Genomic DNA, 21,870 nt, shown 5'->3' with positions numbered 1-21,870 from the left:
CGAACGAGTGGAAGGAACCTAGCGGCCGGCTGCTGCCACCATGGTGGCAGCAGCCGTGATATCTTCTGCGAAGCGGGCCCCGCGCCAGGCGCGGCCCATCACATGGCGGACCAGCGCATCCGCGGCATGGACCAGCGAGCGCGTCGCGGCGGTCGCAAGCGCAAGGCGGAGGTCGACAACTGTCGTGGCATCAAGCGAGACGAGGCGGCTGAATGCCCAGGCATGCCATGCCTGGACCTGGAAAGGCCGGCTCCGCCACAACGGGCCGGCCTGGCCGAAATGGGATGGAATGATCATGGACAAATCCTCTTCAGTCGATGTGTTGTCCCGGTATAGAACTCCCCTGCTGCCAACATCCTGTCAGCAACCGCGCGCCGCCTTGAAAACACCACCTTAGAAAAAAGCAGCGACAAGAGACCTGTCATGAGACGCGCCGACCGGCTGTTTCAAATCATCCAGGTGCTGAGGCGCACGCGTAAGCCGCTGACGGCGGACGCGATCGCGGCCGAGCTCGAGACTTCGAAGCGCACCATCTATCGCGACATCGCAACCCTGATCGGCCAGCGCGTGCCGATCCGCGGCGAAGCCGGCATGGGTTACATCCTGGAAAAGGGTTTCGACCTGCCGCCCTTGATGCTGACGCCCGACGAGATCGAGGCGGCCGTGCTGGGCGCGCAATGGGTCGCGGGCCACGCCGATTCCGCGCTGGCGCGCGCGGCCGAAGACTTGATGGCCAAGATCGCCGACACCGTGCCGGAGCGCCTGCGCCCCTTCGTGCTGGAGCCGGCGAGCCGGGCGCGTCCGAGCTGGAACCGGGAACCGGACCGCCTGGACATGGCGCGTACCCGCACCCAGATCCATGAAGGCAAGAAGATCATGCTGCGCTATCGCGACGAGCAGGGCCGCCCCAGCGAGCGCGTGATCTGGCCGATCTCGGTCGGCTATCTCGAAGCGGTGCGGCTGTTGGCGGCCTGGTGCGAGCTGCGCGGCGACTTCCGCAGCTTCCGCACCGACCGCGTGGTCGAGGCGACCTATCTCGACGAGAAATATCCTGAAAGGCGCGACGTGCTGCGCGCGAGATGGCGGCAGAGCCTGGTCTGGGGTCCGCCGAAGGACACGTGAGGACGATGGACGAGATCGAGCTGTCGAGCTGTTGCCAGGGCTGCGGTGCCTGCTGCGGCTATTCGCAGAACTGGCCGCGCTTCTCGATCGAGAGCGACGATGAGCTTGCCCTGATCCCGGAGGCGCTCGTCAACGACCGGCAATCGGGCATGCGCTGCGAGGGCGATCGCTGCGCGGCGTTGCAAGGTGAGATCGGAAAGATGACGGCCTGCGGCATCTACGACGTGCGGCCGGAGGTGTGCCGCACCTGCATGCCGGGTGACGCCGAATGCGCGATGGCGCGGCGGAAGTTCGGCCTGCCCGTTATTGAGGCCGCTTAGGCGGGAACGGCTTCGCCGATCTCGTCGTCGAGCTCGTCATCGAGCGGTGCGAGCACCGAGAGCGGCTTGGTCGACAGCGTGATCGGCTTGCGCCCACCCGACAGCGACGTTGAAGCTTTCGCCGTGCCTTCGCGCGACAGCGCGAAGAGGGTCGAGCCGACGCGGCCGCCATTCTCGATCAGGTCGCGCTCGCTGCAGCTCGCTGCGATCGCGACCGCCAGCGAGTGCAAATGGCTGCGGCGGTAGCAGAACAGCGCCAGCCTGGCGCGCACGTCAGGGGAAACGCTCTCGACCAGCCTCGGCAGGCCACTCTCGCTGGCCCGATACATCTCGCCAAGGAGCTCGTCGCGGACCGGGCAGAAATCGCTTTCAAAGGCGTCGCGGCTTGAAAACATTGCAGTTCTCCCTCGTGTGGGGAAGATGCAGCGCAATTCTCTAACGAAAGGTTAACCACGCTGCCCGGTAGTCAACCGGGGTGGTTGCGCGTGAGTCGCGAATCAGAGGGGCCCGGTAGGCAGCTTCGCTGCGGCCATCCTTCGAGACGCCCGCCTTCGGCGGGCCCTCAGGATGAGGTCCTTATTCGCCGCGAAATACCAGATCCTCATGGTGAGGAGCGCCGCCATACGGCGCGTCTCGAACCATAAAGGCCGAGCAGCCAGCCGCGGCTACCCTCAGTTCGCCGCCATGAAGATGGAGAGGCCGAAGCCGGTCAGGTGATGCAGCGCCTGGTCGACACCGATCAGGGTCCAGAACCAGGGATGGGTGAGGTCGACGCCGAAATTGGCGGAGACGAATCCCTTGGCGCGGTCGATCGTGATGTGGATCGCGAAGTCGATGAAGGCCACGAACCAGAATCGCGGTGCCACGATCACGATCAGCGGCAGCGCGACGGCAAGGTGGACCAGGCAGTGCACCAGGAGCGGCAGGGCCCAGCCATGCTTCTGGTCCTTGCCGTGCGCCATCCAGGCGGTCTGAAGCACGAAATCGGCGATGACGTGCTTGAATGTGAGCAGCAACATCCAGCCAATGAGCGCTTCAACCGGAATCGCCGATGACATGGGTGGAAACGACAAAGCTGACGCCCTCATTGACGTGACGAGAAGAATTGGAGCGTTCAGCGCAACTTCTTCTTGGACCGGTCAAATGGCCGGGACGCGCATTTTATGACATCTCCCGCGGCGGAATGCAGCCGGGTGGAATCGGAAAATCGCCAAGTGTGGCTAACTGGTGATACGATGACCAATCGCCGCGGACAGATCGAGTAAGGTTACCTTCGGCTCGAAATTTGCATTCCAATGCCTTCGCGATATCATCGGCGATCGAGAATATCGTTCTTTTTTCAGGCGTTTACGAATTACCGGGCCCGCCGCGCTTCCAAGCCAGGCGCCGCCGCCAGCCAAACGATAAGGCCAGAGTGCTGCCATGAGTACTGAAGGCCCCACCGCATCGCCGACCGTGCCGCCGCCCCGGCGCCCCAAGGTGATCAAGACCAACCAGCAGCAGGTTCTCCTCTACGTCGTGCTGACCCTGCTGCTGTCATTCGCCACCGTCTGGGCTGGCCGCACGCTGGTGCACAATTCGGAGACGCTGACCTTTGCCGTCGGCGGCCCCAACAGCGACGAGGCGCTGTTCGCGGCCAAGCTCGCCGCCCTCCTGAAGAACAACGCATCGCGCTTCCGGATCAACATCGTCAACAACGCCGACAATGCCAAAGCGCTCGCACAGTTCGACCGCAGGCAGGCCGACCTCGCCGTGCTGCGCACCGACGCCAAGGTGCCGCTGCGGGCGCGCACGCTCGCGATCCTCGAGCACGATCTCGTGCTCCTGCTCGGTCCCGGCAACAAGAAGATCAAGTCGCTGGCCGAATTGAAGAAGAAGAAGGTCGCGGTCGTCGCCGAGAACGAATCCTCGCTCGCCTTCGTCCGCAGCATCCTCGACGTCCCCGATGGCCCCGAGGCTGCGAAGATCCAAATGGCGCCGCAGGGCGCGACGCTCGACAAGCTGTTCGCCCCGGCAAACGGCTTCAGCGCGGTGATCGCGATCGTCCACGCCTCGAAGGCGGTCCGGGACAAATCCTATGAGCAAGCCGCCAAGCGCGGCGGCTTCACGCTGAACGCCATCGAAGAAGCCAAGACGCTGGCGCGCAAATTTCCCGGCATTTCCGACGAGACCGTGACGGCGGGCTCGGTGGCGACATCTCCGCAGATTCCCGACGACGATCTCGACACGATCGGACTCGAATGGCTGCTGGTCGCGCAATCCCGGATGTCCCCGACCACGGCCGGCGAGCTGGCCCGCATCGTTTACGAGAACAAGTCGGCGCTCGGGCTCGACAACGGCTTTGCCACCAGGATTGAGCCGGCCTCAGTGGAGAAGGACGCCTTCGTGATCGCGCATCGGGGCGCCGCCGACTACATCAACGACGACACCAAGTCGTTCATGGATAAGTACAGCGACTTGATGTATCTGAGCGCCGCAGCGCTCAGCGTCATCGGCTCGATCTTCGCCGCAATCTACGCCAAGATCACCCGCATCGCGCCGGAGAAGGCCAGCGAGCTCTCGACCGCCATCCTCGACATCGGCGAGCGGATCGAGCACGCCCACTCGCTGGATCAGCTCGAATGTCTCCAGGATGAGCTCGAGACCATCTTGCGTGGTGCCGTCATCGGCCTCAGGGACGGCACGATCAGTACCGACGGGCTCGACACCTTCAAGCTCGGCTACGAATTCGTCCGTGACGAGATCGGCATGCGCCGCGACTATCTGAAACGTCATGCCGGCGAAGCCGACAAGACGGTACGCGATGCCGGCCCGGCTCCGTCGGACGACAGCAATGTCGTGGTGGTGAAGACCGCCCAGAGCGCCTGACCCGCCGGATTGGGCAATCCACCGTCCGTGTCCCGGACAAGCGGCCATGGCCGAGGCACTGTAGCGCTGAGCCGGGACCCAGGAACCGGGCACAATACGCGTTGCCGCTCCTTTGCGGTGCATCACTTGTGCTGCGCCGCGTCCGGCCACGCCACGGAGGACTCCCGTCCGATCGCCAACCAGCCTTTCGGGAACCCTGCCCATTCGCAACCGTTGGTTACCAGTCGCAACCGGAGAACGCGGCATGCGTGCACTCCTCATCATCCTTCTTTTGGCAATGCTGGCGGCGGCCGGCTACTTCGCCTATTCCGCAATGGCGGTCGAGGCTGAGCCGATCCCGACGGAAGGCTATGTGGCACTGGCGCTGGGTGCGGGGTTTTCCGTCATTGTCGGCGTCGGGCTGATGGTGCTGCTGTTCTTCAGCAGCCGCCGCGGCTACGATGAGCCGCCGCATTTCAGGTAGGCATCCCCTCCAGTGACGTCGGCACCGACGGCAGGCCGATGCAGCGGCGCCGGCAAAACGGCCTGCGCCGTCGTTGACGACCTACGCCCGGGCAGGCACTTTGGCGCCGACGTCCCATCCGGGGCCTCGAGACCTGCCCCGAGACCGAATAGCCTTCTTCGCATGTCCAAGCCGCTGATCTCCGCTCTGGCCCAGTTCGCGGCCGCCACGGCCGGCCGCAACATGACCAAGGCGGCCTATGTCGCGGTGACCATCGGCGTGCTCGGCATGGTCCTGCTGACGGATAACCAGGCCAAACAGGCATGGGGCTGGGTCGGCGCCCTGCTCTGGGTCTGCCTCGCCTATTTCGTGTTCGAATGGCTGGTCCGGCTGCGCCACATGGCGCGGCAGGGGCGGCTTTCGCTCTACGTGTCCTCCTCCGCCGGCATCGTCGATGCGATCGGGGCGCTGGCCGTACCGACCGCGCTTCTCCTCGGCGTCGAGCCGAAGACGGCCTGGCTGCTCAGTGTGCTCTGGGTGCTGAAGGTGGTACCGGGCATTCCCGGCCTGCGGCAGCTGCGCCGCGTTCTGGTGCTGGAATCGGGCCCGCTGGTCAGCGTGCTCGTGATCTTCCTGATGGTGGTCTTCCTCGCCTCCGTCGCTGAATATTTCCTGGAGCGGGACGTGCAGCCGCAGACATTCGGCAGCGTCCCGAGCGCATTGTGGTGGGCGGTCGTAACGCTCACCACGACGGGCTATGGCGACGTCGTGCCGGTCACCCCGCTGGGCCGCGTCGTGGCAGCGCTGGTGATGATTTCCGGCCTCGGCGTGTTCGGCCTCTGGACCGGTATCCTGGCGACCGGCTTTGCCGCGGAGACGCGGCGCGACAATTTCCTCAAGACCTGGGAATCCGTCAGCAAGGTGCCGTTCTTCGCAACCTTGGGACCGGCGGCAATCGCCGACGTCACCCACATGCTGCGCACCATCGAGCTGCCGGCGCGCACCACGATCATCCGCAAAGGTGCGCAGGGCGACTGCATGTATTTCATCGCTGCCGGCGAGGTCGAGGTCGATCTGCCCGGCAAGAAGGTGCAGCTCGGCGAGGGTGCCTTCTTCGGCGAGATGGCGCTGCTCGGCAACAACACGCGCGGGGCCAACGTCTCGACCACGAAGGTGTCGCGGCTGCTGGTGCTCGACCTGGTCGATTTCCGCATGCTGATGGCGCGGCATCCCGATCTTGCCGAGACCATCGATGCGGAAGCAAAACGGCGCGCGCTCGAAAACAAGTAATGGAGACAAGAATGTCGGACACAGCCGACGCAGCCAGTGGCCCCCTGCTCGAAGTCACCGGCGCCCGCGCCACCATCCGCCTCAACCGGCCGAAGCATCTCAACCGGCTGCAGGCGGAGGATCTCAGCGAACTGACGAGATTGTTCGACCGGGTCGAGGCCGACCCCGATATTCGTGTGCTGGTGCTGACGGGCACCGGGCGCGCCTTCTCCGCCGGCTACGATCTCAATTCGGTGGCGGAACGCGCGGTCAGCGCGAGCGAGCAGCAGAGCGCGGGCTCGGCCTTCGAGGCGGTCGTGAACCGGCTCGAGGACCTCGGCGTGCCGACGATCTGCCGGCTCAACGGCGGCGTCTATGGCGGCTCGACCGACCTCGCACTCGCCTGCGATTTCCGCATCGGCGTCGATACCGCGGAAATGTTCATGCCGACGGCGCGGCTTGGGCTGCATTATTACCCGAGCGGCATCAAACGCTACGTGACCCGCCTCGGCGTCGACAATGCGAAGAAGCTGTTCCTGACCGCACAGAAGTTCAGCGCGCCGGAGATGCTGCGCATCGGCTATCTCACCGCGATGGTGCCGGTGGAATTCCTGGATGAGGAGGTCGACAAGCTTGCCGGCGTTCTCGCCGGCAACGCGCCGCAGGCGATGCGCGGCATGAAGCGCGCGATCAACGAATTCGCCCGCGGCGAGCTCGACGAAGGCGCCGCCGACCGGCGCCACCGCGACAGCATGCGCGGCGACGAGATCAAGGAAGGCATCAAGGCGTTCGCCGAGAAGCGGGCACCGAGGTTTTGAGGCGCCCTCTCATCCACCCGCTACAGCCGCGTGTTGCGCCGCCATCTCGGCATCGGCGGCATTGATGCGCTGGAACGCCGGACGTGCCGTCATGCGCTCGGCATAGCGGACGAAGATGTCCTTCCTCGGCACGATGCCGAACATCATGGTCCAGCTGAAGGCGACGCCCCACAATACGTCGGCCGCCGTCATGCGCTCGCCGAGCAGATAGGGCCCGTTCGCCAGCTGGGCCTCGAGCGCACCCAGCATCGTATCGTAATCGGCATAGGGCGATTGCGTGATCGGCGCCGGCTCACGCTGCATGAACTTGTCGATCAAGGCCGGCTCGAACGACGACCCATAATAGGCGATCCAGCGCAGGTAAGGCCCGCGCAGCGGATCGTTCAGGGCGGGCGTCAGCCCCGCCTGCGGGAACAAATCGGCGAGATAGATGGTGATCGCGACCTGCTCGGTCACTAGCGCCTCGCCGTGGCGAATCGCCGGCACCTTGCCGAGCGGGTTGACGGCGAGATAGGCGGGCTTGCGCTGATCCCCGGCCTTCATGTTGAGGACATGCAGATCGTAAGGAGCTCCCAGCTCCTCCAGCAGCACGCGGGTGCCGGTGGCGCGCGTCTGCGGCGAATAGAACAGAGTGATGCGGTTCGGATCGGTCATGGCAGTCTCCATCTGGCCGGCTGGCGATGGCGCCGCTTGTAGCGGACCATACCTGACATCCTGTGTCAGGTATGGTTTAAGGGATCATGCGCGCGAGCCGGATGCTGTCGATTCTCACCACCCTCCAGGCCAAGGGACAGGTCACCGCGCCCGAGCTCGCGGAGGCCTGCGAAGTGTCGGTGCGCACGATCTATCGCGACATCGACGCGCTCGCGGCGTCCGGCGTTCCCGTTTATGCCGACCGCGGCGCGGAAGGCGGCTATCGCCTGCTCGACGGCTATCGCGTGCGGCTGAACGGGCTGTCGCAGAGCGAGGCGGGCGCGTTGTTCCTGGCGGGATTGCCGGGCCCGGCCGCCGCGCTCGGGCTCGATGCCGCGATGATCGCCGCCCAAAACAAGCTGATGGCGGCACTGCCTCCGAATTTGCGCGAGGATGCCGGGCGGATGCAGGAGCGTTTCCACCTGGACGCGCCCGGCTGGTTCGGCGAAGCGGAGGACCCCAAGCACCTGCGCACAATCGCCGGCGCCGTCCTGCGCGGGACGCTGATCAGGATTCGGTACCAGAGCTGGCGTGCTGAGAAGCAACGGCGCGTCGCGCCGCTCGGCCTCGTGCTGAAGGGCGGCAGCTGGTATCTCGCAGGGCAAGTCGACGGCAGCGTGCGCACCTATCGCGTCGCACGCGTGCTCGACTGCACAGCCCTCGGCGACCGCTTCGATCGTCCGGCCGGCTTCGACCTCGCCGCCTATTGGCAGGCCGCGACGCTGCGGCTCGAAGCGGAGATGCATCCCAATGTCGCGGTCGTCCGGCTGTCGCCGTTCGGCGTCAAGCTGCTCGACGCGCTGAGCCAGCCCTACGTCAAGGCGCGTACGCAGCTCGAAGAGACGACCGACGCAGACGGCTGGCGCATTGCGCGCGTGCCGGTCGGCAAGACGTCGTGGCACGCCGCGGCCGAATTGCTGCGGCTCGGTCCGGAGGCCGAAGTGCTGGAACCGGCCGATCTCCGCGACAAGATGGCCGAGATGACGCAAGCGATGGCCGCGCGCTATCGCGCGGCGCGCAAAGCCTGATCGCGGCACATTCTTCCGCAGCCGACGAAACAATCCTGAAACACGATTCTTCCCGCTCGCCGTGAACGCGATCGCGTCTCGTCTCGACCGAAATGCAGGGACGCAACAATGGCCCTAGCGCCGAATGGAGAATGAAAATGTTTCGTAGGCTTGCACTTGGTCTGATCGCCGCCGGCTCGCTCGGCGTTGCCGCTCTCGCCCCCACCGCCGCTTCGGCCGGTGGCTTCCATCATCACCACTGGGGTCATCACTGGGGTCCCGGCTGGGGCTTCGGCGGCGTCTACGTCAACACTGGTGTCGGCAACTGCTACCAGGAGCGCCTAGTCCAGACCCGTCATGGTCTGCGCGTGCGCGTCGTGAACGTCTGCGCCTACGGGATCTACTGATATCTCGCCTTGACGACAAAGCTCCGGTCGCATCGCGGCCGGAGTTTTGCGTTGAGCTAGCTGGTCTGCCGCTGCCGGCGAAACCAGGCCCAGGTCTCGCGCGTCGTTCTGATGTAGCCGCGGCCGCGATGGACGATCTCGCCATCGACGATCGCGTTCAGCTTCGGCAGGGCGTGAAAGGGGATCGAGGGATAAGCGTGGTGCTCGACATGATAGGGCATGTTCCACGCGAACCATTTGACGATCGCGCCGGTGTAAGTCGTGCGGGTGTTCTGGAAGGCGCTGCGGGTGCGGTCGCAACCGGTATGCTCGGCGTAGAGATAGGGCCGCAGGAAGAACTGCCCGATCACAAGCGGGACGATCCAGACCCAGAGCAGCAGCGCTGAAGAGAACCACAGCGATAGCGCGAGCAGCAGGGCGTACAGCGCGACATAGGCGCGCGCCTCGGCCACGATGGTGCTGTGCTTGCTCTCGGGGATCCATGGCACGACGATCTTGCCGGTGATCGCATGGCCGAGCATCAGCCGCAGACGGCCGGCGACCTGGAGCAGGCCGCTATAGGCGATCGCAAGCTGCGCATCGGACGTCGGCTTCACGCCGACGATCAGCTCGGGATCCTTTTCCGGGTCCTGCGTATAGCGATGATGGTCCCAGTGAAACAGGCAGTAATATTCGTAAGGCAGCCCGATGATGAAGGCCGAGAGATAGCCTACGCCGAGATTGAGGCCCCGGCTCCTGAACGCCGTCTTGTGCGCGGTCTCGTGCACCGCCATGAACAGGAAGGCGACGACATAGCCCTGCACCACCATCAGCGGCAGCGCCCAGAGCGCGCCCCAACTCGACGAAACCATCCAGATCAGCGCGCCCACCAGCACAATCGCGCCGTAATGGCCGAGGCTCTGCGCCGCACCTCTGAGGTCGGAGCGAACCGACAATTCGCGCAGCATGGCCGGCGTCAGCGGCTTCAGGCGATGGCCGGTGTCTGAAACGGTTGCCTCGCTCATGATCGGTTGCCTGCCCTACTTGCGGAGAAGCTCGGCGACCTCGGCCTTGATGAAGGCTTGGTCGCGTGGATTGTTGATGGGGTTGCCGGCGCGATGGCCATGCAACGATAGGATCGGATGCAGCACCGCCGATCTCGCGTTGACGAGCTTGCCGAGCTCGTCCTCGTTGTCGTGCACGTCGAAATAGCGGTCAGTCGCGCCCGGCATCAGCAGCATGTGTGCCTTGATCGCCGCCAGCGCGCGATCGAGATCGCCGGCGAACGCCGCACAACGACTGATGTCGCCACGCTGCCAGATGCCGATCTGCGCCAGGAGATCATTGGCATCGCGCCGCGCGAAGGCCGCATCCCAGGCGCGGACGAGATAATCCTCGAGTGAGGTGAAGCCCGCTTCGCGCCAGAGCTCGTCGCGATAGAAGCCGTGCGACATCGCCCAGCCGGCATAGACGCGGCCCATGGCGCGGTAGCCGGCGGCGGGTTTTTCGAGGAAACGGCCATCGCGGAAGGCTGGATCGGCCGTGAGCGCGGCCTTCACACTTTCGAGGAAGACGTAATTGTAGGGTGCGCAGCGGGCGCTGCCGCAGACGATCGCGGCGCGCTCGACCATGTCGGGATGCAGCGCCGACCAGTGATAGGCCTGCATGCCGCCCATCGACCAGCCATAGACCAGCGCAAGCTTCGAGATGCCGAAGCGTTCGGTGAGCAGCCTGTGCTGCACCGCGACGGCATCGTGATAGCTCACCTCGGGGAAGGGCGCGGGCGTGTTCGAGGGCGAAGACGACAGGCCGTTGCCGAACAGGTTCGGGATGATGATGAAGTAACGGGTCGGATCGAGCACGCCGTCGGAGCCGATCAGCCATTCCGTGTCGGTGTGCTGGGCGCTGAACGAGGTCGGATAAAGGATGACGTTGTCTTTGGCCGGGCTCAGCTTGCCGTAGACCTTGTAGGCGAGCTTCAGCGCGGGAAAAACGCTCCCGGATTGGAGCGCGACGTCGCCGGCTTCGAAAATCTCGTAATCGCGCTGCGCCGTCATGCACTCAGCTCCCGCTAACGCGGCCTTCTCAGCGTCCCCGATGCATCGATCATGCCGGCTTTGGCCAGATGCGTCGCTTGCCTTATAATGTACTTTTAGTACAGTTATTCGGGATCGGCAAGATAAATCCGATTCCCAGCCCGGCTCAGGCGATGGCCGCGAGATAGCGCGCGACCGACGCAGCAAACGCCGCCTTGGCACCGCTGGCGATGTTGCGGCCCCACCAGGCGCCGTAGATCCGGTCGAAGGCGAACGGCTCGACGGCTGCCGCAATCCGTCGCACCGCGGCGGCGTTGAGCGGCATGTAGTTCGGATAGGAGTACATGAAGCTGACGAAGCGCCGGTCCATCGTCACCTGCGCGATATCCCCCGTGAGCAGTGCGCCCTTGCCGTCCGCACCACGCGCATAATGCAGCACGGTGGCGCCGGCGAAGTGGCCACCGGTGCGCAGCAGCAGCACGTCCTCGGAGAGGCGATGGCTTTCGCCGGTCCAGTGCACGATCGCCGGATGAGGCCGCGTGACGAAGGCGCGATCGTCAGCGTGCAGATAGACGGGCACGCCGCCGAACGTGTCGCTCCAGTCGGCGGCCGCGCCATAATAATGCGGATGCGAGATCGCAATGGCCTTGAGACCGCCGAGTGCTGCGACGTGCTGGATGGCCTCGTCGGTCGCGAGCGGAATGCAATCCCACATCACGCAGCCGTCGTCGTCAGGCACCAGCAGCGCACGCTGCCCGATGGCAAAGCTCGGCTCCATCCCGATCCCGGTCAGGCCGAGATCGTCGCGCCCGACCAGTCGGTGCTTGCGCGCGAGCTCCTCGCGCGTGAGGAAGGCCTGACCGTCCCAGCCGACGAACTGGCGCTCGTCCTCGCAGATCGGACAGGCCGCAGGGGGATTTCCGCTATCCGGGAATTGAGCGCCGCAGGTTGCGCAGGTCCAAAGGGCCATTGCGGTGATCCATCATGAGTCCATTCCTGCAAGACATGACGTCGCAGCCGCCGGATCGCAAGAGGAGCCGGAACCAACGCGATGAGAGCAGGTTAAGTTCTGGTCCGCCCCGGGCAACCGCAGCGCCCGCCTCATGCGAGATCCGATTCGATCGGCCATCAAGTTCAGCGTCTCGATGACATCGCGCCCATCAACGTCTCGCATCTGGCCCCTGTTCGCGCTCAACTTCTTCATGGCCGACATGCAGTCGGGCATCGGGCCGTTCGTCGGGGTATTCCTCCAGGAGCGTGGCTGGGCCAGCGGCCTGATCGGCACCGCCATGACCATCGGCAATGTCGCGGGCATGCTGATCACCACACCGATCGGCGGCTTCATCGATTCCAGCCGCAACAAGCGGCTGTGGGTGGTCATTCCCGGCATCTGCGTGGTCGCGGCATCCGCGATCATCCTGATCTCGCAAAACTTCTGGGCGGTGACGTTCTCGCAAGTCGCGCAATCGCTGGCGAGCGCCGCAATCGTGCCGGCGGTCACGGGCATCACGCTCGGCATCGCCAAGCAGAAGGGCTTCAATGCGCTCAACGGCCGCAACCAGGCCTACAACCATGCCGGCAATATGGTTGGCGCCGCCTTGTCGGGTTATCTCGGCTACAAGTTCGGCTATGTCGCCGTATTCGCGCTGGCGGCTGTATTCGGGGCCATCGCCATCGCCTGCGTCATGATGATTCCAGCCCAGGCGATCGACGACCGCGCCGCGCGCGGCATCAGGGAGGACGATTCCAAGGCGCCGCCGGATGCGATGACAATGCTGCTGAAGCACAAGGCGCTGCTCGTGCTGGCTCTCGCCCTCGCGCTGTTCCACCTCGGCAATGCCGCGATCGTGCCGTTGTACGGACTTGCCGCGGTCGCCGAGGGACAGGCCAACGGCCCGAGTTTCGTCGCAACGACCGTGGTGATCGCACAAGGCGTGATGATCGTGACCTCGCTGATCGCGATGAAGGCCGCGAGCAAGCGCAATTACTGGCCGGTGATCCTGGTGTCTTTCATGTTCTTGCCGATCCGCGGCGTGCTCGCCTTCTTCGTCACGGGATGGTGGGGCGTCGTGCCGATGCAGGTGCTCGACGGCATCGGCACCGGACTGCAAACGGTCGCCGTCCCCGGCATGGTCGCGCGCTCGCTCAACGGCACCGGCCGCATCAATCTCGGCCAGGGCGCCGTGATCACCGTGCAGGGCGTCGGCGCGAGCCTCAGTCCCGCCCTCGGCGGCTGGATCGCGCAATGGATCGGCTATGGCCCGACCTTCCTGCTGCTCGGCGGCTTTGGCCTCGCGTCGATCGCGTTATGGCTGGCCTTCGGTGCGGCGGTGAAGAAGTATTGAGCCTCACCGGCGCGGAATGCCGAGCTGCGGCACCTCGTCGCTGGCGCCGCGCGTAGTTGCGTGTGGCTTTTCGCGCAATCCCGCGCTTTTCTCGTTGTCGCAGTGCGGCGCACCAACCAGGATACCCCTGCAACAGATCGCCCACCGACGCTTACCGCCGACCAATGACCCAGCCTCAGCTCTCATTCAGCGGCGATCCGACGGGACCGGCCTATGAGGGCTGGCGCGAGCAGTTCTGCCGGCAGGTGATGGGGACCGATTTCGTTCCGATCGGAGACGGTCCAGTGCACCGAACCATCAGGCCCGCCATCCTTCCGCGCGTGAGGCTGTCCGCCTCCCACGGTACGCCGATGAGCTTTGTGTCCATGGGCACCAACGACGAATTGGTGGTCGTCATGTCGCCGAATTCGGCCCTGAACGGGACCATGGCCAGGCGCGCGCTAAACATCGCCGCCGGCGACCTCACGATCGGAGATCCGTCGATCAGGGGTGCGCGAGTCACACAGATGGCCTACGGCAACTTCCAGACCGCACTGTTGCCGCGCAAGGCGCTGCTGCGCGCCTGCCCGAATGTCGAGGACCTGATTGCGCGACCGATTGACGGCGTCAAGCCGATCACATCGATGTTCCTGCGATACTACGACCTCGCGCACGCGCACGCGGACAAGCTCGCGCCGGCAGAGCTCGACGCGTCTCGCAGCACCTGTTCGACCTCGCCGTCCTGATGCTCGGCGCACGCGGCGATGCCGCCGAAGAGGCGCGACTGCGCGGCCTTGCGGCAGCGCGCTTCGAAGCCATCAAGGCCGACATTCTGGCGCAGCTGGACAGCCCCGCATTGTCGCTGTCCGACCTCGCAGCCGCGCACCGCATCAGCGCGCGCACGATCCAGTTGCTGTTCGAGAAGGCCGGCATCACCTATAGCGGCTTCGTGCTCGAGCAACGTCTGCTGCGCGCCGAGCGGCTGCTGAGGAACCCGGGCCTGCGCTCGCGCAAGATCATCGAGATCGCGCATCTCGCGGGATTCCACGACGTCTCCTACTTCCATCGCGCATTTCGCCGCCGTTTCGGAGCGACGCCCGACGATGTCAGGAAGCTGGCCAGCGAGGCCGAATAGGCTTATTCCGCCGCGACGGCGCCGGAACGGTGCCGACTATGTCCCAAAGCTCTTCTGGACCGCCTTGTCGAGCGTCTCGCCGCCAACGAAGCGCTGGCGCAGCTCGCGCTTAAGCAGCTTGCCGCTCGGATTCTTCGGCAGGGCGTCCACGAAGATCACGCGCTTGGGCACCTTGAAATGGGCCATCTGGCCGGCGCAATGCTTGATGACGGTGTCTTCGTCGAGCTTTGCCCCGGTCTTGACCACGACGATGGCGGTCACCGCCTCGATCCAACGCGGATCGGGCAGGCCGACGACCGCGACCTCGGAGACCTCTGGAATGCGATAGACCATCTCCTCGACCTCCCGGCTCGCGACGTTCTCGCCGCCGGTCTTGATCATGTCCTTGACGCGGTCGACCACGGTGATGTGGCCTTCCTCGTCGACGGTGGCGAGATCGCCGGAATGAAACCAGCCGCCGGTGAATGCCGCCGCGGTCTTGACCGGATCGTTGTAGTAGCCGGAGAGCAGATGCGGCGAGCGATGCACGATCTCGCCGACTTCGCCGACCTTGACGTCCTCCATCGCCGTGTTGACGACGCGCGTCTCGACATTGAGCACGGGCTTGCCGGCGGAGCCGGCCTTGCGCAGCTGGTCCTCGGGACGCAGCACGGTCGCGAGCGGCGCGATCTCGGTCTGGCCGTAGAAATTCCAGAACTTTACGGCAGGCAGCCGGCGCTGCAATTCGAGCAGCACCTCCACCGGCATGATCGAGGCGCCGTAATAGCCCTTCTGCAAGGTCGACAGATCGGTCTTGTCGAAGTTCGGCGAGCGCAGCATCGCGATCCAGATCGTCGGCGGCGCGAAGAACGAGGTGATCCTGTGCGCCTGGATCAATGCCAAGATGTTATCGGCCGTCGGCTTGCCCGTGATGACGCCGGAGGCGCCGAGATACACCTGCGGACCCAGGAACACATCCAGCTGGGCGCAGTGATAGAGCGGCAGGGCGTGCAGGAACTTGTCGTCCACGCTCATGCCGCCGTCGATGATGCAGCTGACATACTGCCACATCACGGCTTCATGGGTCAGCATCGCACCCTTGGGCAGCGATTCCGTGCCCGAGGTGTAGACGATCTGCGCGAGATCGCGGCTATCGACCGAGGCGTCCAGGAACGAGCCGTCGGGATGCAAGAGATCATCGAAGGTGGTGAGGTCCGCAGGCGTCGCGGCCGGATCCTCGCCCGGCAGCCAGATCATCTTCTCGACCGCGCAATCCCTCGCGCTCGCCGCGCGTGCCGGCCCGACGAAATCGGCACCGGTCGCGAGCAGCTTTGCGCCTGAACTCTTCAGGATGAAATTGATCTCGTCCGGATTGAGCATGAAGTTGATCGGCACCAGCACCGCGCCGATCCGCGCCGCCGCGAAGCGTAGCGCGGCAAAGGCGTGCGAGTTGCGCGAGAGCACGGCGAGGCGGTCGCCCTTCCCGACGCCGAGGCCGAGCAGGCCGCGGCCAAGCCGGTTGCAGATCGCGTCCATCTCGGCAAAGCTCCAGCTGACATCGCCGCAGCTCACGGCAAGCTTGTTGGGCTCGCGGCCTGCGGAGCGGCGCAGGAGATCGCCGATGGAATGCTCGCGCGCTTTCGAGATGGTGGCTGCAATGTCTCCGGTCATTTCTTCCCCGTGGAATTTTCGTCCAGCACAAATGCTGCGAGTTTTCGCGTTCCGCGGAGCGTAGTCGGCGCTTCCTGCGCCGTCAAATTGCGCGCGGGCAGGTTGAGGCTGCAGCTGAATGAGTCCGCGCGACAGACGCCGCGCATCAGTACGGCTCAGGGTTTGCGCCCCTTCTGCCGGAGCTGCTCGATCAGACGCTGCTTCAAGTCGTCAGCGACCTTCTGGCTGACGTCCTGGCCGACCTGCGCGCTCGCCTGCGCCAGCGCATCCGACTTCGCCAGGAATTTCTGTCCCACGGGCTGGGCGTAGAACGCCTCGATCTGGCGCAACTCGTCGGCGCTGAAGCTCGCAGCATAGAGCGCGGCGATCTGGTCGGTGATCGCCGCAAGGGCCGGAGCGTAAATCTCGGAGCCGGCGGCCGTCATCGCGTCATAGTCGCGCTCGATCTCCGGCCGGTCCTGCGCAACCACCGGACGGAGCTTGAGCAACAGCTGCGGCAATAGCGCGCGATAGGGGTCCGCGATCTTCAAGGTGGCCACGAGCTTGCGCGCCGCGTCCATCGCCTCCGGCGAGGGCGTCTGTGCCGATGCAGCGCAGGTGAAGAGCAGCAGGACCCCGGCGATGGTCAACATACGTCTCGACATGAATCTCTCCTTCGCCCCATGGAAGCCGGGTGCACGATGTTTCAACGAGCCGCAGGCGCCGTGGCGGCCGTCGCCGCCGGCGTGCTCTCCAATGCCGCCTCCTCGACCTCCGTCACCTTCACGAACAGGTTCGGCACCCGCTCGGCCCGGTCGAGCAGCCAGGCCGCGCCGATCATGATGACGATGCCGGCGATGGAAACGGCAAGCTGCTCCCAGACGCCCTTGCTGTACTGAGTGAGGATCCAGTGCGCCGAGAACGACAAGAACACACCCAGGCAGAAGATCGGCAGCGAATGCTGGCCGCAGAGGATCACCGGGCGCAGCCAGCCGCGGTACAGCGGCCGCCATTTGCGCGAGATGAAATAGGTGACCCAGATCGCCAGCGCCAAGAAATGGGTGAAGCGCAGCATGTCGAGGTCGGTCTTGTCGATCGGGTAGATCGCCTTGATCATCCATTTCGGGATCAGGGCTTCCAGCGCGGGGACGTGCCAAGTCATCACGATCAGCAGCGCAAAGACGAGCCAGGCCGCGGCCAGCACCATCGCCGGCTTCGACCACACCCATCGGGCGATCTTGTCGATCTGGCCGATGCCGCACCAGGCCGCGAACACGAACATCAGCTGCCAACAGAACGGATTGAAGTACCAGTGGCTGCCGGGCGGATAGGACGCCACGTTCCAGTCGAACCAGCGCGAGAGAATGTAGAGCACCACCGAGCCGGCGAGCGTCAGGTTCGGCCGCCGCACCAGGCACCACACAACGAAGGGCGAGGCAAGCACCAGCGTGATGTAGAGCGGCAACACGTCGAGATTGACTGGCTTGTATTTCAACAGGATCGCCTGCCCGATCAACTCGTCCGGATGCGCCAGGAAATTGAACACGTTGAACTCGTGCTCGTACATCGGATTGTCGAAGCGGCGCGTGGTGCGGGCGATCTGCGCGGTGAACAGCAGAAACAGCATGATGTGGGCGACGTACAGCTCCGCCGCGCGGCGCCACAGCCGCTTGAGCGCAGCGAGGAACCAGCCGCCGGCGACGATCGGACCGTAGATCCAGCCGACGATATAGCCAGAGATGAAGACGAAGAACTCGGCGGCATCGCTGAAGCCGAAATTGCGCAGCGTCAGCCAGGCCACGACATCGTGCGGGATGTGGTCGAGGAAGATCATCCACAAGCCGATGCCGCGGAAGAGATCGAGCCGCAAATCGCGCTCGACCGGCGCTAACAATGCCGACTGGTCCTTTGTGATCATGGCCCCGCCTCTTCCGCTGGGCGTCGCGCCAAGAGCGGCGCCGAACGATCGGATGCTAAAAAACGTGAATCAAAAGATCGACTGCCGCAATGGCTAGCCCGACAACGGTAACCAACCCCGGGAGCCACGCAAGGGACTTGTGGGGCAGCAAACCGCGCCTTCGCACTGCAACAGGCGAGGCCGACATCAAAATCGCGAAAACAACCCCATGCACAGTAGACGGTGGTTGCAAGATCAATGGGTTAAGTGGGGCGCGAGATTGGGTGCGGGTCGGGTCGGAGTTCAGGAGCCCAAAATCCAAGGGATCGTGGTTTGATCCGCCCGTCCGGCTCGCCCAAGCGAACCGAGGAGATTTGGCCGCGACCGTTGCCGCCCATTCCGAATGAGGTCTCCCGTGATTTGCTTCGTCGGGCAAAACAGGAGCATAGTGCCATCATCGCAGGAGGTCGGACAGGCGGGATCTGACCGGCGCCTTTTCGAGGCGAGCGAGTTGCGCGGTCGAGGCTTGTTAGGACTTTTGTTTTTTGCGACGTGATGCACACCGACCAAGCGCGCGATCACAACTATCCATCAGGTAGCGGTTTGGCACTCCAACCTCAATTGCCGCGCTTGACCAGCGGGCATTCACTGTCAGCCAAGGAGGCATAGACTTCGCCGCTTGGAACTTTTTCGAGCACGTTATAGTACTCCAGGGCGCCTTGACCTCGGACAGATCCTTCACCTGCACAAGGTAGAAGTCGTGCACGAGCTTGCCGTCCTCGCGCAAGCTCGCGCCGCGTGCGTAGAAATCGTTGACGGGCGTCGAGCGCATCTTCTCCAGCACTGGATCCGTTGCATCCGTGCCTACGGCAGCGATTGCTTTCAGATAGTGGCTGACGCCGGAATAGACCGCGGCTTGCGGCGCCGTGGGCATGGCGTTACGAAGCTTGAAGAAGCGCTGGCCGAACGCCCTGCTCTCCTCATCCAAAGCCCAGTACCATGCCGTGAGCGTGGTCAGACCCTTGGCAATGTTCGGGCCCATGGCATGAACGTCGGTGTCAAACATCAGTTCGGCCACGGGCTTCTGGCTTCCCGTGTTCATCCCGAACTCGTTCCATTGCTTCATCAAATTCACGAGTTGGTCGCCGGCATTGGCGAAGGCGATCGCCTTGGCGCCGGAGGCCTTCGCCTGCAGGATGAACGAGCTGTAGTCCGCGTTGCCGATCGGGTGATACACCGCGCCGAGCGACTTGCCGCCGGCCGCCGCCAGCACGCGCTGCGATTCCAACACCATGTTCTTGCCGAACGCGTAATCGGCCGCGATGAAGAACCAGGTGTCATAACCCTGGCTGACCAGGGTGCGGATCGGTCCCGACACCAGATTGTAGGAATCGTGTAACCAGGCCAAGCCGTTTCGCGAACATTGCTTGCCCGTCAGTTCGGTGGTCGCCACCGCAGAATAGACCGCAATCTTGTTCTTGTCGCGGGCCAGCGACTGGATCGCCAGCCCCACGGCCGAATTGGACACGTCGGCGATCATGTCGACGCCGTCGACGTCGAACCATTTGCGGACAATGCCGACGCCGATATCAGGCTTATTTTGGTGATCGGCGGCCAAAATCTCGACCTTGATCGACGGCACCAATGCCTGAAAGTCTTCCGCCGCCATCTTGGCCGCCGTGACGGAGCCCGATCCCGACAGGTCTGACAATGGTCCGGTCTGGTCGTTGATGATGCCGATCCGGACCACGCCACCGGATATTTCGGCGGCGCGCGCGGTCGGAAAAGATGCGGTGAGAGTTCCGGCGACGAGAAGGGTAGCGATGCGGCCGTGCCAGTTCATGCGAACACCTTTCCAATAGTGGCGCTTGTGGCTTTCCTCCCTGTCCCGAACGAGCTTAAGCCGCCGTTGCTTTCGCCTTGAGCTTAGAAACCGCCTTCTGCACCGCGGCTGCGCGCTTTTGCAGCCAAGGTTCGGCCTCGAAGCGCATGCGGGAAATCAGCTCACGCGGCGCATTCTGCACGGTGATATCGAACGGCGGCTGCGGCTGATATTCCAGCATCAGCTGGAGCTTTTTTGCAACTTCTTCGCCGCAGAGTTCGGCGGCGACCTGAAAACCGAAATCGATACCAGCGGTGACACCGCCGCCGGAAATGCGGTTGCGGTCGACCACGACGCGTTCGTCGACGGCGATTGCGCCAAAGGCAGCAAGCTGGTCGCTCATCAGCCAATGGCAGGCTGACTTGTATCCATCGATCAGGCCTGCGGCGCCGAGGATTAGACAGCCGGCGCAAACTGAGGTGACGTAGCGCGCCGATCCACCCTTGTCGCGAACGAACGCGATCACCTCGTCATCGTCCATCGTGGCGACCTGTCCCGGGCCGCCGCCGATGCAGAACACGTCCAGATCCGGGCAGTCGGCGAACGTCGTGGTTGGTAGCAGCGGCAGACCGACGTCGCTGACGACGGGCTCAATGCGCTTCCACAGCAGGTGCATGCGGACGTTCGGCAGACGAGCAAACACTTCGAAAGGTCCGGTGACGTCCAGTTGCGTCATCCCGGGATAGTACAGAATTCCGATTTCGATCCGGTTGCCGGACATGGAGCCCTCCCACGATGGATAACCCATGTTGACAGCGGAGGGCATTTGCCGAAATGTCATAACACACGCAATTCCTGCCAAGTCTTCTTCTCTGGTAAAGGCGCTGCCAATGGCCCGTTACGCCCCCCGCCGCGTGGTCTTCGTGCTGTTCGACGACTGCCTGTTGCTCGACTTCGCAGGGCCGCTACAGGCCTTCGAGCTGGCTTGCGAAACGTCCAAAGCGGGGCAAGCGCCCTATGTCTGGCAGATCTGCTCGTTGAGAGGCGGGCCGGTCAAAACCTCGTCTGGTCTGGAGGTGATGACGACCGCCCTCGCTGACTGCGACCACAAGTACATCGACACCCTCATGGTGGGTGGCGGTCCCGGCGTCCATCGCGCCGCTGCAGAAGCCGCGCTGGTCGATTGGTTTCGCTTGGCAGCACCGAAGGCAAGGCGCGTCTGCTCGGTCTGCACGGGCACATTCGTCTTGGCTGCGGCCGGGCTGCTGGGTGGGCGGCGCGCGGTCACCCATTGGGGTTCCTGCGACCTCCTGCGCGCAAAACATCCTGACGTTTCGGTTCAGGTCGATCCGGTCTTTGTGCATGACGGCGGCATCTGGACATCGGCAGGCGTGACGGCCGGCATCGACCTGACGCTCGCGCTGCTGGAAGATGATCTCGGCCATCGCGAGGCCATGCGCATCGCGCGCCGCCTCGTCGTTTTCCTCAAGCGGCCCGGCGGGCAGGCGCAATTCAGCGTGCCGCTGTCAATTCAGGCCTCGGAAGACCGGGCTTTCGAAACAATTTCGAGCTGGATGCAGGAAAATCTCGGCCGCGATTTGCGCGTCGAAAGTCTCGCCGAACGAGCGGGCATGAGCCCGCGCACCTTCGCGCGCGTGTTTCGCCAGAAGACCGGCCGCACCCCCGCCAAGGCGGTGGAAGAGCTTCGCGTCGAGGCTGCCCGACGCGCGCTGGAAGAGTCCGCCTCCCCTATCAAGGAAATCGCCGCGCGCGCAGGCTTTCAGAGCGAGGAGCATCTGCGTCGCGCGTTCCGTCGCCGCCTTAATGTGCTGCCGCATGACTACCGGGTTCGATTCCACCAGGGATAAGGACAATAAGCGACGGGGCGGGTTAGCTCGACCGTCCCGCGATGGCCTCGGAAAGGTCTTCAACCCACGGGTCTTCTATCGCGCATGCTCTAGAACGGCGGAAATGCTCGCGGCACTCATGTAATCTGCGGCGGCTCCAGTTGATCATCTCCCAAAACAAAACGGCCCGCATCGCGCTGGGCCATTTTTCTTCGGGGATCCGGTCAACCCGAATTTCGTTACTGGAGCTGCCCC

At 64.2% G+C, this 21,870-nt stretch carries 24 protein-coding genes; 12 read left to right on the top strand and 12 right to left on the bottom strand.

Annotation, left to right across the window (positions count from 1 at the left end; translation table 11 throughout):
* Window positions 1-18: 18 nt before the first annotated feature.
* On the bottom strand, window positions 19-297 hold the full coding sequence (locus HZZ16_RS18990) for a hypothetical protein (RefSeq protein ID WP_197950486.1): 279 nt from the start codon (window positions 295-297) through the stop codon (window positions 19-21).
* A gap of 126 nt (window positions 298-423) precedes the next feature.
* Between HZZ16_RS18990 and HZZ16_RS18985 the strand changes: the two genes are divergently transcribed.
* Together HZZ16_RS18985 and HZZ16_RS18980 are read left to right on the top strand one after the other, a co-directional pair.
* Window positions 424-1,122 (top strand): helix-turn-helix transcriptional regulator, encoded by a 699-nt coding sequence (locus tag HZZ16_RS18985; RefSeq protein WP_197950484.1) that lies wholly within the window; start codon window positions 424-426, stop codon window positions 1,120-1,122.
* 5 nt (window positions 1,123-1,127) lie between these two features.
* Entirely contained in the window at window positions 1,128-1,442 is a 315-nt protein-coding gene (locus HZZ16_RS18980; RefSeq protein WP_197950482.1) for a YkgJ family cysteine cluster protein, read from the top strand.
* Here the strand turns inward: HZZ16_RS18980 and HZZ16_RS18975 are convergent.
* On the bottom strand, window positions 1,439-1,837 hold the full coding sequence (locus tag HZZ16_RS18975) for a hypothetical protein (protein WP_197950480.1): 399 nt from the start codon (window positions 1,835-1,837) through the stop codon (window positions 1,439-1,441). The two genes, HZZ16_RS18980 and HZZ16_RS18975, sit on opposite strands and share 4 nt — an antisense overlap.
* 276 nt (window positions 1,838-2,113) lie before the next feature.
* Complete coding sequence (locus tag HZZ16_RS18970; RefSeq protein WP_197950478.1) at window positions 2,114-2,461, bottom strand: DUF3307 domain-containing protein; 348 nt, start codon at window positions 2,459-2,461, stop codon at window positions 2,114-2,116.
* 403 nt (window positions 2,462-2,864) lie between these two features.
* Between HZZ16_RS18970 and HZZ16_RS18965 the strand changes: the two genes are divergently transcribed.
* The 4 genes from HZZ16_RS18965 (at window position 2,865) to HZZ16_RS18950 (ending at window position 6,839) form a co-directional block, all read left to right on the top strand.
* On the top strand, window positions 2,865-4,310 hold the full coding sequence (locus tag HZZ16_RS18965) for a TAXI family TRAP transporter solute-binding subunit (RefSeq protein WP_197950476.1): 1,446 nt from the start codon (window positions 2,865-2,867) through the stop codon (window positions 4,308-4,310).
* A gap of 244 nt (window positions 4,311-4,554) precedes the next feature.
* Window positions 4,555-4,773 (top strand): hypothetical protein, encoded by a 219-nt coding sequence (locus HZZ16_RS18960; protein ID WP_197950474.1) that lies wholly within the window; start codon window positions 4,555-4,557, stop codon window positions 4,771-4,773.
* A gap of 162 nt (window positions 4,774-4,935) precedes the next feature.
* Window positions 4,936-6,042: a cyclic nucleotide-gated ion channel gene (locus tag HZZ16_RS18955; RefSeq protein ID WP_197950472.1), complete on the top strand. Its 1,107-nt coding sequence runs from the start codon at window positions 4,936-4,938 to the stop codon at window positions 6,040-6,042.
* A gap of 11 nt (window positions 6,043-6,053) precedes the next feature.
* On the top strand, window positions 6,054-6,839 hold the full coding sequence (locus HZZ16_RS18950) for an enoyl-CoA hydratase/isomerase family protein (protein ID WP_197950470.1): 786 nt from the start codon (window positions 6,054-6,056) through the stop codon (window positions 6,837-6,839).
* A 9-nt stretch (window positions 6,840-6,848) separates the two neighbouring features.
* Here the strand turns inward: HZZ16_RS18950 and HZZ16_RS18945 are convergent, their stop codons facing one another.
* Window positions 6,849-7,493 (bottom strand): glutathione S-transferase family protein, encoded by a 645-nt coding sequence (locus tag HZZ16_RS18945; protein WP_197950468.1) that lies wholly within the window; start codon window positions 7,491-7,493, stop codon window positions 6,849-6,851.
* Window positions 7,494-7,579: 86 nt separating this feature from the next.
* On the opposite strand from HZZ16_RS18945, the gene HZZ16_RS18940 reads away from it, so the two are divergent.
* On the top strand, window positions 7,580-8,560 hold the full coding sequence (locus HZZ16_RS18940; protein ID WP_197950466.1) for a helix-turn-helix transcriptional regulator: 981 nt from the start codon (window positions 7,580-7,582) through the stop codon (window positions 8,558-8,560).
* A gap of 137 nt (window positions 8,561-8,697) precedes the next feature.
* Complete coding sequence (locus HZZ16_RS18935) at window positions 8,698-8,946, top strand: hypothetical protein (RefSeq protein ID WP_197950464.1); 249 nt, start codon at window positions 8,698-8,700, stop codon at window positions 8,944-8,946.
* A 56-nt stretch (window positions 8,947-9,002) separates the two neighbouring features.
* On the opposite strand, the gene HZZ16_RS18930 is transcribed toward HZZ16_RS18935, so the two are convergent.
* The 3 genes from HZZ16_RS18930 to HZZ16_RS18920 all read right to left on the bottom strand — a co-directional run bounded on the left by HZZ16_RS18930 (window position 9,003) and on the right by HZZ16_RS18920 (window position 11,931).
* Window positions 9,003-9,950: a fatty acid desaturase gene (locus HZZ16_RS18930; RefSeq protein ID WP_197950462.1), complete on the bottom strand. Its 948-nt coding sequence runs from the start codon at window positions 9,948-9,950 to the stop codon at window positions 9,003-9,005.
* A 15-nt stretch (window positions 9,951-9,965) separates the two neighbouring features.
* Entirely contained in the window at window positions 9,966-10,982 is a 1,017-nt protein-coding gene (locus HZZ16_RS18925) for an alpha/beta fold hydrolase (RefSeq protein ID WP_197950460.1), read from the bottom strand.
* Window positions 10,983-11,127: 145 nt separating this feature from the next.
* Window positions 11,128-11,931 carry an MBL fold metallo-hydrolase gene (locus HZZ16_RS18920; RefSeq protein ID WP_197950457.1) on the bottom strand — a complete coding sequence of 268 codons (804 nt, stop codon included), beginning with the start codon at window positions 11,929-11,931 and terminating at the stop codon, window positions 11,128-11,130.
* Window positions 11,932-12,106: 175 nt separating this feature from the next.
* Between HZZ16_RS18920 and HZZ16_RS18915 the strand changes: the two genes are divergently transcribed.
* The 3 genes from HZZ16_RS18915 (at window position 12,107) to HZZ16_RS37930 (ending at window position 14,420) form a co-directional block, all read left to right on the top strand.
* Complete coding sequence (locus HZZ16_RS18915; RefSeq protein WP_197950619.1) at window positions 12,107-13,306, top strand: MFS transporter; 1,200 nt, start codon at window positions 12,107-12,109, stop codon at window positions 13,304-13,306.
* 365 nt (window positions 13,307-13,671) lie between these two features.
* Window positions 13,672-14,031, top strand: coding sequence for a hypothetical protein (locus HZZ16_RS37935; RefSeq protein ID WP_283815832.1), 360 nt, complete (start codon window positions 13,672-13,674; stop codon window positions 14,029-14,031).
* Entirely contained in the window at window positions 14,031-14,420 is a 390-nt protein-coding gene (locus HZZ16_RS37930; protein WP_283815831.1) for a helix-turn-helix domain-containing protein, read from the top strand. Before HZZ16_RS37935 ends, HZZ16_RS37930 begins: the two co-directional genes overlap by 1 nt.
* Window positions 14,421-14,456: 36 nt before the next feature.
* On the opposite strand, the gene HZZ16_RS18905 is transcribed toward HZZ16_RS37930, so the two are convergent.
* The 5 genes from HZZ16_RS18905 to HZZ16_RS18885 form a co-directional block, all read right to left on the bottom strand.
* Window positions 14,457-16,070 (bottom strand): acyl-CoA synthetase, encoded by a 1,614-nt coding sequence (locus HZZ16_RS18905; protein WP_197950455.1) that lies wholly within the window; start codon window positions 16,068-16,070, stop codon window positions 14,457-14,459.
* Between the two features lie 155 nt (window positions 16,071-16,225).
* Complete coding sequence (locus tag HZZ16_RS18900; protein ID WP_197950453.1) at window positions 16,226-16,714, bottom strand: DUF2059 domain-containing protein; 489 nt, start codon at window positions 16,712-16,714, stop codon at window positions 16,226-16,228.
* Window positions 16,715-16,755: 41 nt separating this feature from the next.
* Entirely contained in the window at window positions 16,756-17,967 is a 1,212-nt protein-coding gene (locus tag HZZ16_RS18895) for an OpgC domain-containing protein (protein ID WP_197950451.1), read from the bottom strand.
* 508 nt (window positions 17,968-18,475) lie between these two features.
* On the bottom strand, window positions 18,476-19,789 hold the full coding sequence (locus tag HZZ16_RS18890) for an ABC transporter substrate-binding protein (protein WP_246510211.1): 1,314 nt from the start codon (window positions 19,787-19,789) through the stop codon (window positions 18,476-18,478).
* A 55-nt stretch (window positions 19,790-19,844) separates the two neighbouring features.
* Window positions 19,845-20,630: a DJ-1/PfpI family protein gene (locus tag HZZ16_RS18885; protein WP_246510209.1), complete on the bottom strand. Its 786-nt coding sequence runs from the start codon at window positions 20,628-20,630 to the stop codon at window positions 19,845-19,847.
* Between the two features lie 28 nt (window positions 20,631-20,658).
* Here HZZ16_RS18885 and HZZ16_RS18880 point away from each other — a divergent pair, with 28 nt between their 5' ends.
* Window positions 20,659-21,636, top strand: a complete 978-nt coding sequence (locus tag HZZ16_RS18880; protein ID WP_246510207.1) for a GlxA family transcriptional regulator — start codon at window positions 20,659-20,661, stop codon at window positions 21,634-21,636.
* Window positions 21,637-21,870 lie beyond the last annotated feature (234 nt).

It is taken from the genome of Bradyrhizobium glycinis, assembly GCF_016031655.1.
GTDB lineage: Bacteria > Pseudomonadota > Alphaproteobacteria > Rhizobiales > Xanthobacteraceae > Bradyrhizobium > Bradyrhizobium glycinis.
This window is presented reverse-complemented; position numbering and strand designations above follow the sequence as displayed.

What these genes read in the sequence shown, in the direction of transcription:
- HZZ16_RS18915 (WP_197950619.1), top strand. Translation starts at nt 12,107, where the DNA reads ATGACATCGCGCCCATCAACGTCTCGCATCTGGCCCCTGTTCGCGCTC.
- HZZ16_RS18905 (WP_197950455.1), bottom strand. Translation starts at nt 16,070, where the DNA reads ATGACCGGAGACATTGCAGCCACCATCTCGAAAGCGCGCGAGCATTCC.
- HZZ16_RS18920 (WP_197950457.1), bottom strand. Translation starts at nt 11,931, where the DNA reads ATGGCCCTTTGGACCTGCGCAACCTGCGGCGCTCAATTCCCGGATAGC.
- HZZ16_RS18880 (WP_246510207.1), top strand. Translation starts at nt 20,659, where the DNA reads ATGGCCCGTTACGCCCCCCGCCGCGTGGTCTTCGTGCTGTTCGACGAC.
- HZZ16_RS18985 (WP_197950484.1), top strand. Translation starts at nt 424, where the DNA reads ATGAGACGCGCCGACCGGCTGTTTCAAATCATCCAGGTGCTGAGGCGC.
- HZZ16_RS18945 (WP_197950468.1), bottom strand. Translation starts at nt 7,493, where the DNA reads ATGACCGATCCGAACCGCATCACTCTGTTCTATTCGCCGCAGACGCGC.
- HZZ16_RS18990 (WP_197950486.1), bottom strand. Translation starts at nt 297, where the DNA reads ATGATCATTCCATCCCATTTCGGCCAGGCCGGCCCGTTGTGGCGGAGC.
- HZZ16_RS18935 (WP_197950464.1), top strand. Translation starts at nt 8,698, where the DNA reads ATGTTTCGTAGGCTTGCACTTGGTCTGATCGCCGCCGGCTCGCTCGGC.
- HZZ16_RS18950 (WP_197950470.1), top strand. Translation starts at nt 6,054, where the DNA reads ATGTCGGACACAGCCGACGCAGCCAGTGGCCCCCTGCTCGAAGTCACC.
- HZZ16_RS37935 (WP_283815832.1), top strand. Translation starts at nt 13,672, where the DNA reads ATGGGCACCAACGACGAATTGGTGGTCGTCATGTCGCCGAATTCGGCC.
- HZZ16_RS18975 (WP_197950480.1), bottom strand. Translation starts at nt 1,837, where the DNA reads ATGTTTTCAAGCCGCGACGCCTTTGAAAGCGATTTCTGCCCGGTCCGC.
- HZZ16_RS18890 (WP_246510211.1), bottom strand. Translation starts at nt 19,789, where the DNA reads ATGAACTGGCACGGCCGCATCGCTACCCTTCTCGTCGCCGGAACTCTC.
- HZZ16_RS37930 (WP_283815831.1), top strand. Translation starts at nt 14,031, where the DNA reads ATGCTCGGCGCACGCGGCGATGCCGCCGAAGAGGCGCGACTGCGCGGC.
- HZZ16_RS18965 (WP_197950476.1), top strand. Translation starts at nt 2,865, where the DNA reads ATGAGTACTGAAGGCCCCACCGCATCGCCGACCGTGCCGCCGCCCCGG.
- HZZ16_RS18900 (WP_197950453.1), bottom strand. Translation starts at nt 16,714, where the DNA reads ATGTCGAGACGTATGTTGACCATCGCCGGGGTCCTGCTGCTCTTCACC.
- HZZ16_RS18955 (WP_197950472.1), top strand. Translation starts at nt 4,936, where the DNA reads ATGTCCAAGCCGCTGATCTCCGCTCTGGCCCAGTTCGCGGCCGCCACG.
- HZZ16_RS18980 (WP_197950482.1), top strand. Translation starts at nt 1,128, where the DNA reads ATGGACGAGATCGAGCTGTCGAGCTGTTGCCAGGGCTGCGGTGCCTGC.
- HZZ16_RS18970 (WP_197950478.1), bottom strand. Translation starts at nt 2,461, where the DNA reads ATGTTGCTGCTCACATTCAAGCACGTCATCGCCGATTTCGTGCTTCAG.
- HZZ16_RS18930 (WP_197950462.1), bottom strand. Translation starts at nt 9,950, where the DNA reads ATGAGCGAGGCAACCGTTTCAGACACCGGCCATCGCCTGAAGCCGCTG.
- HZZ16_RS18925 (WP_197950460.1), bottom strand. Translation starts at nt 10,982, where the DNA reads ATGACGGCGCAGCGCGATTACGAGATTTTCGAAGCCGGCGACGTCGCG.
- HZZ16_RS18940 (WP_197950466.1), top strand. Translation starts at nt 7,580, where the DNA reads ATGCGCGCGAGCCGGATGCTGTCGATTCTCACCACCCTCCAGGCCAAG.
- HZZ16_RS18895 (WP_197950451.1), bottom strand. Translation starts at nt 17,967, where the DNA reads ATGATCACAAAGGACCAGTCGGCATTGTTAGCGCCGGTCGAGCGCGAT.
- HZZ16_RS18960 (WP_197950474.1), top strand. Translation starts at nt 4,555, where the DNA reads ATGCGTGCACTCCTCATCATCCTTCTTTTGGCAATGCTGGCGGCGGCC.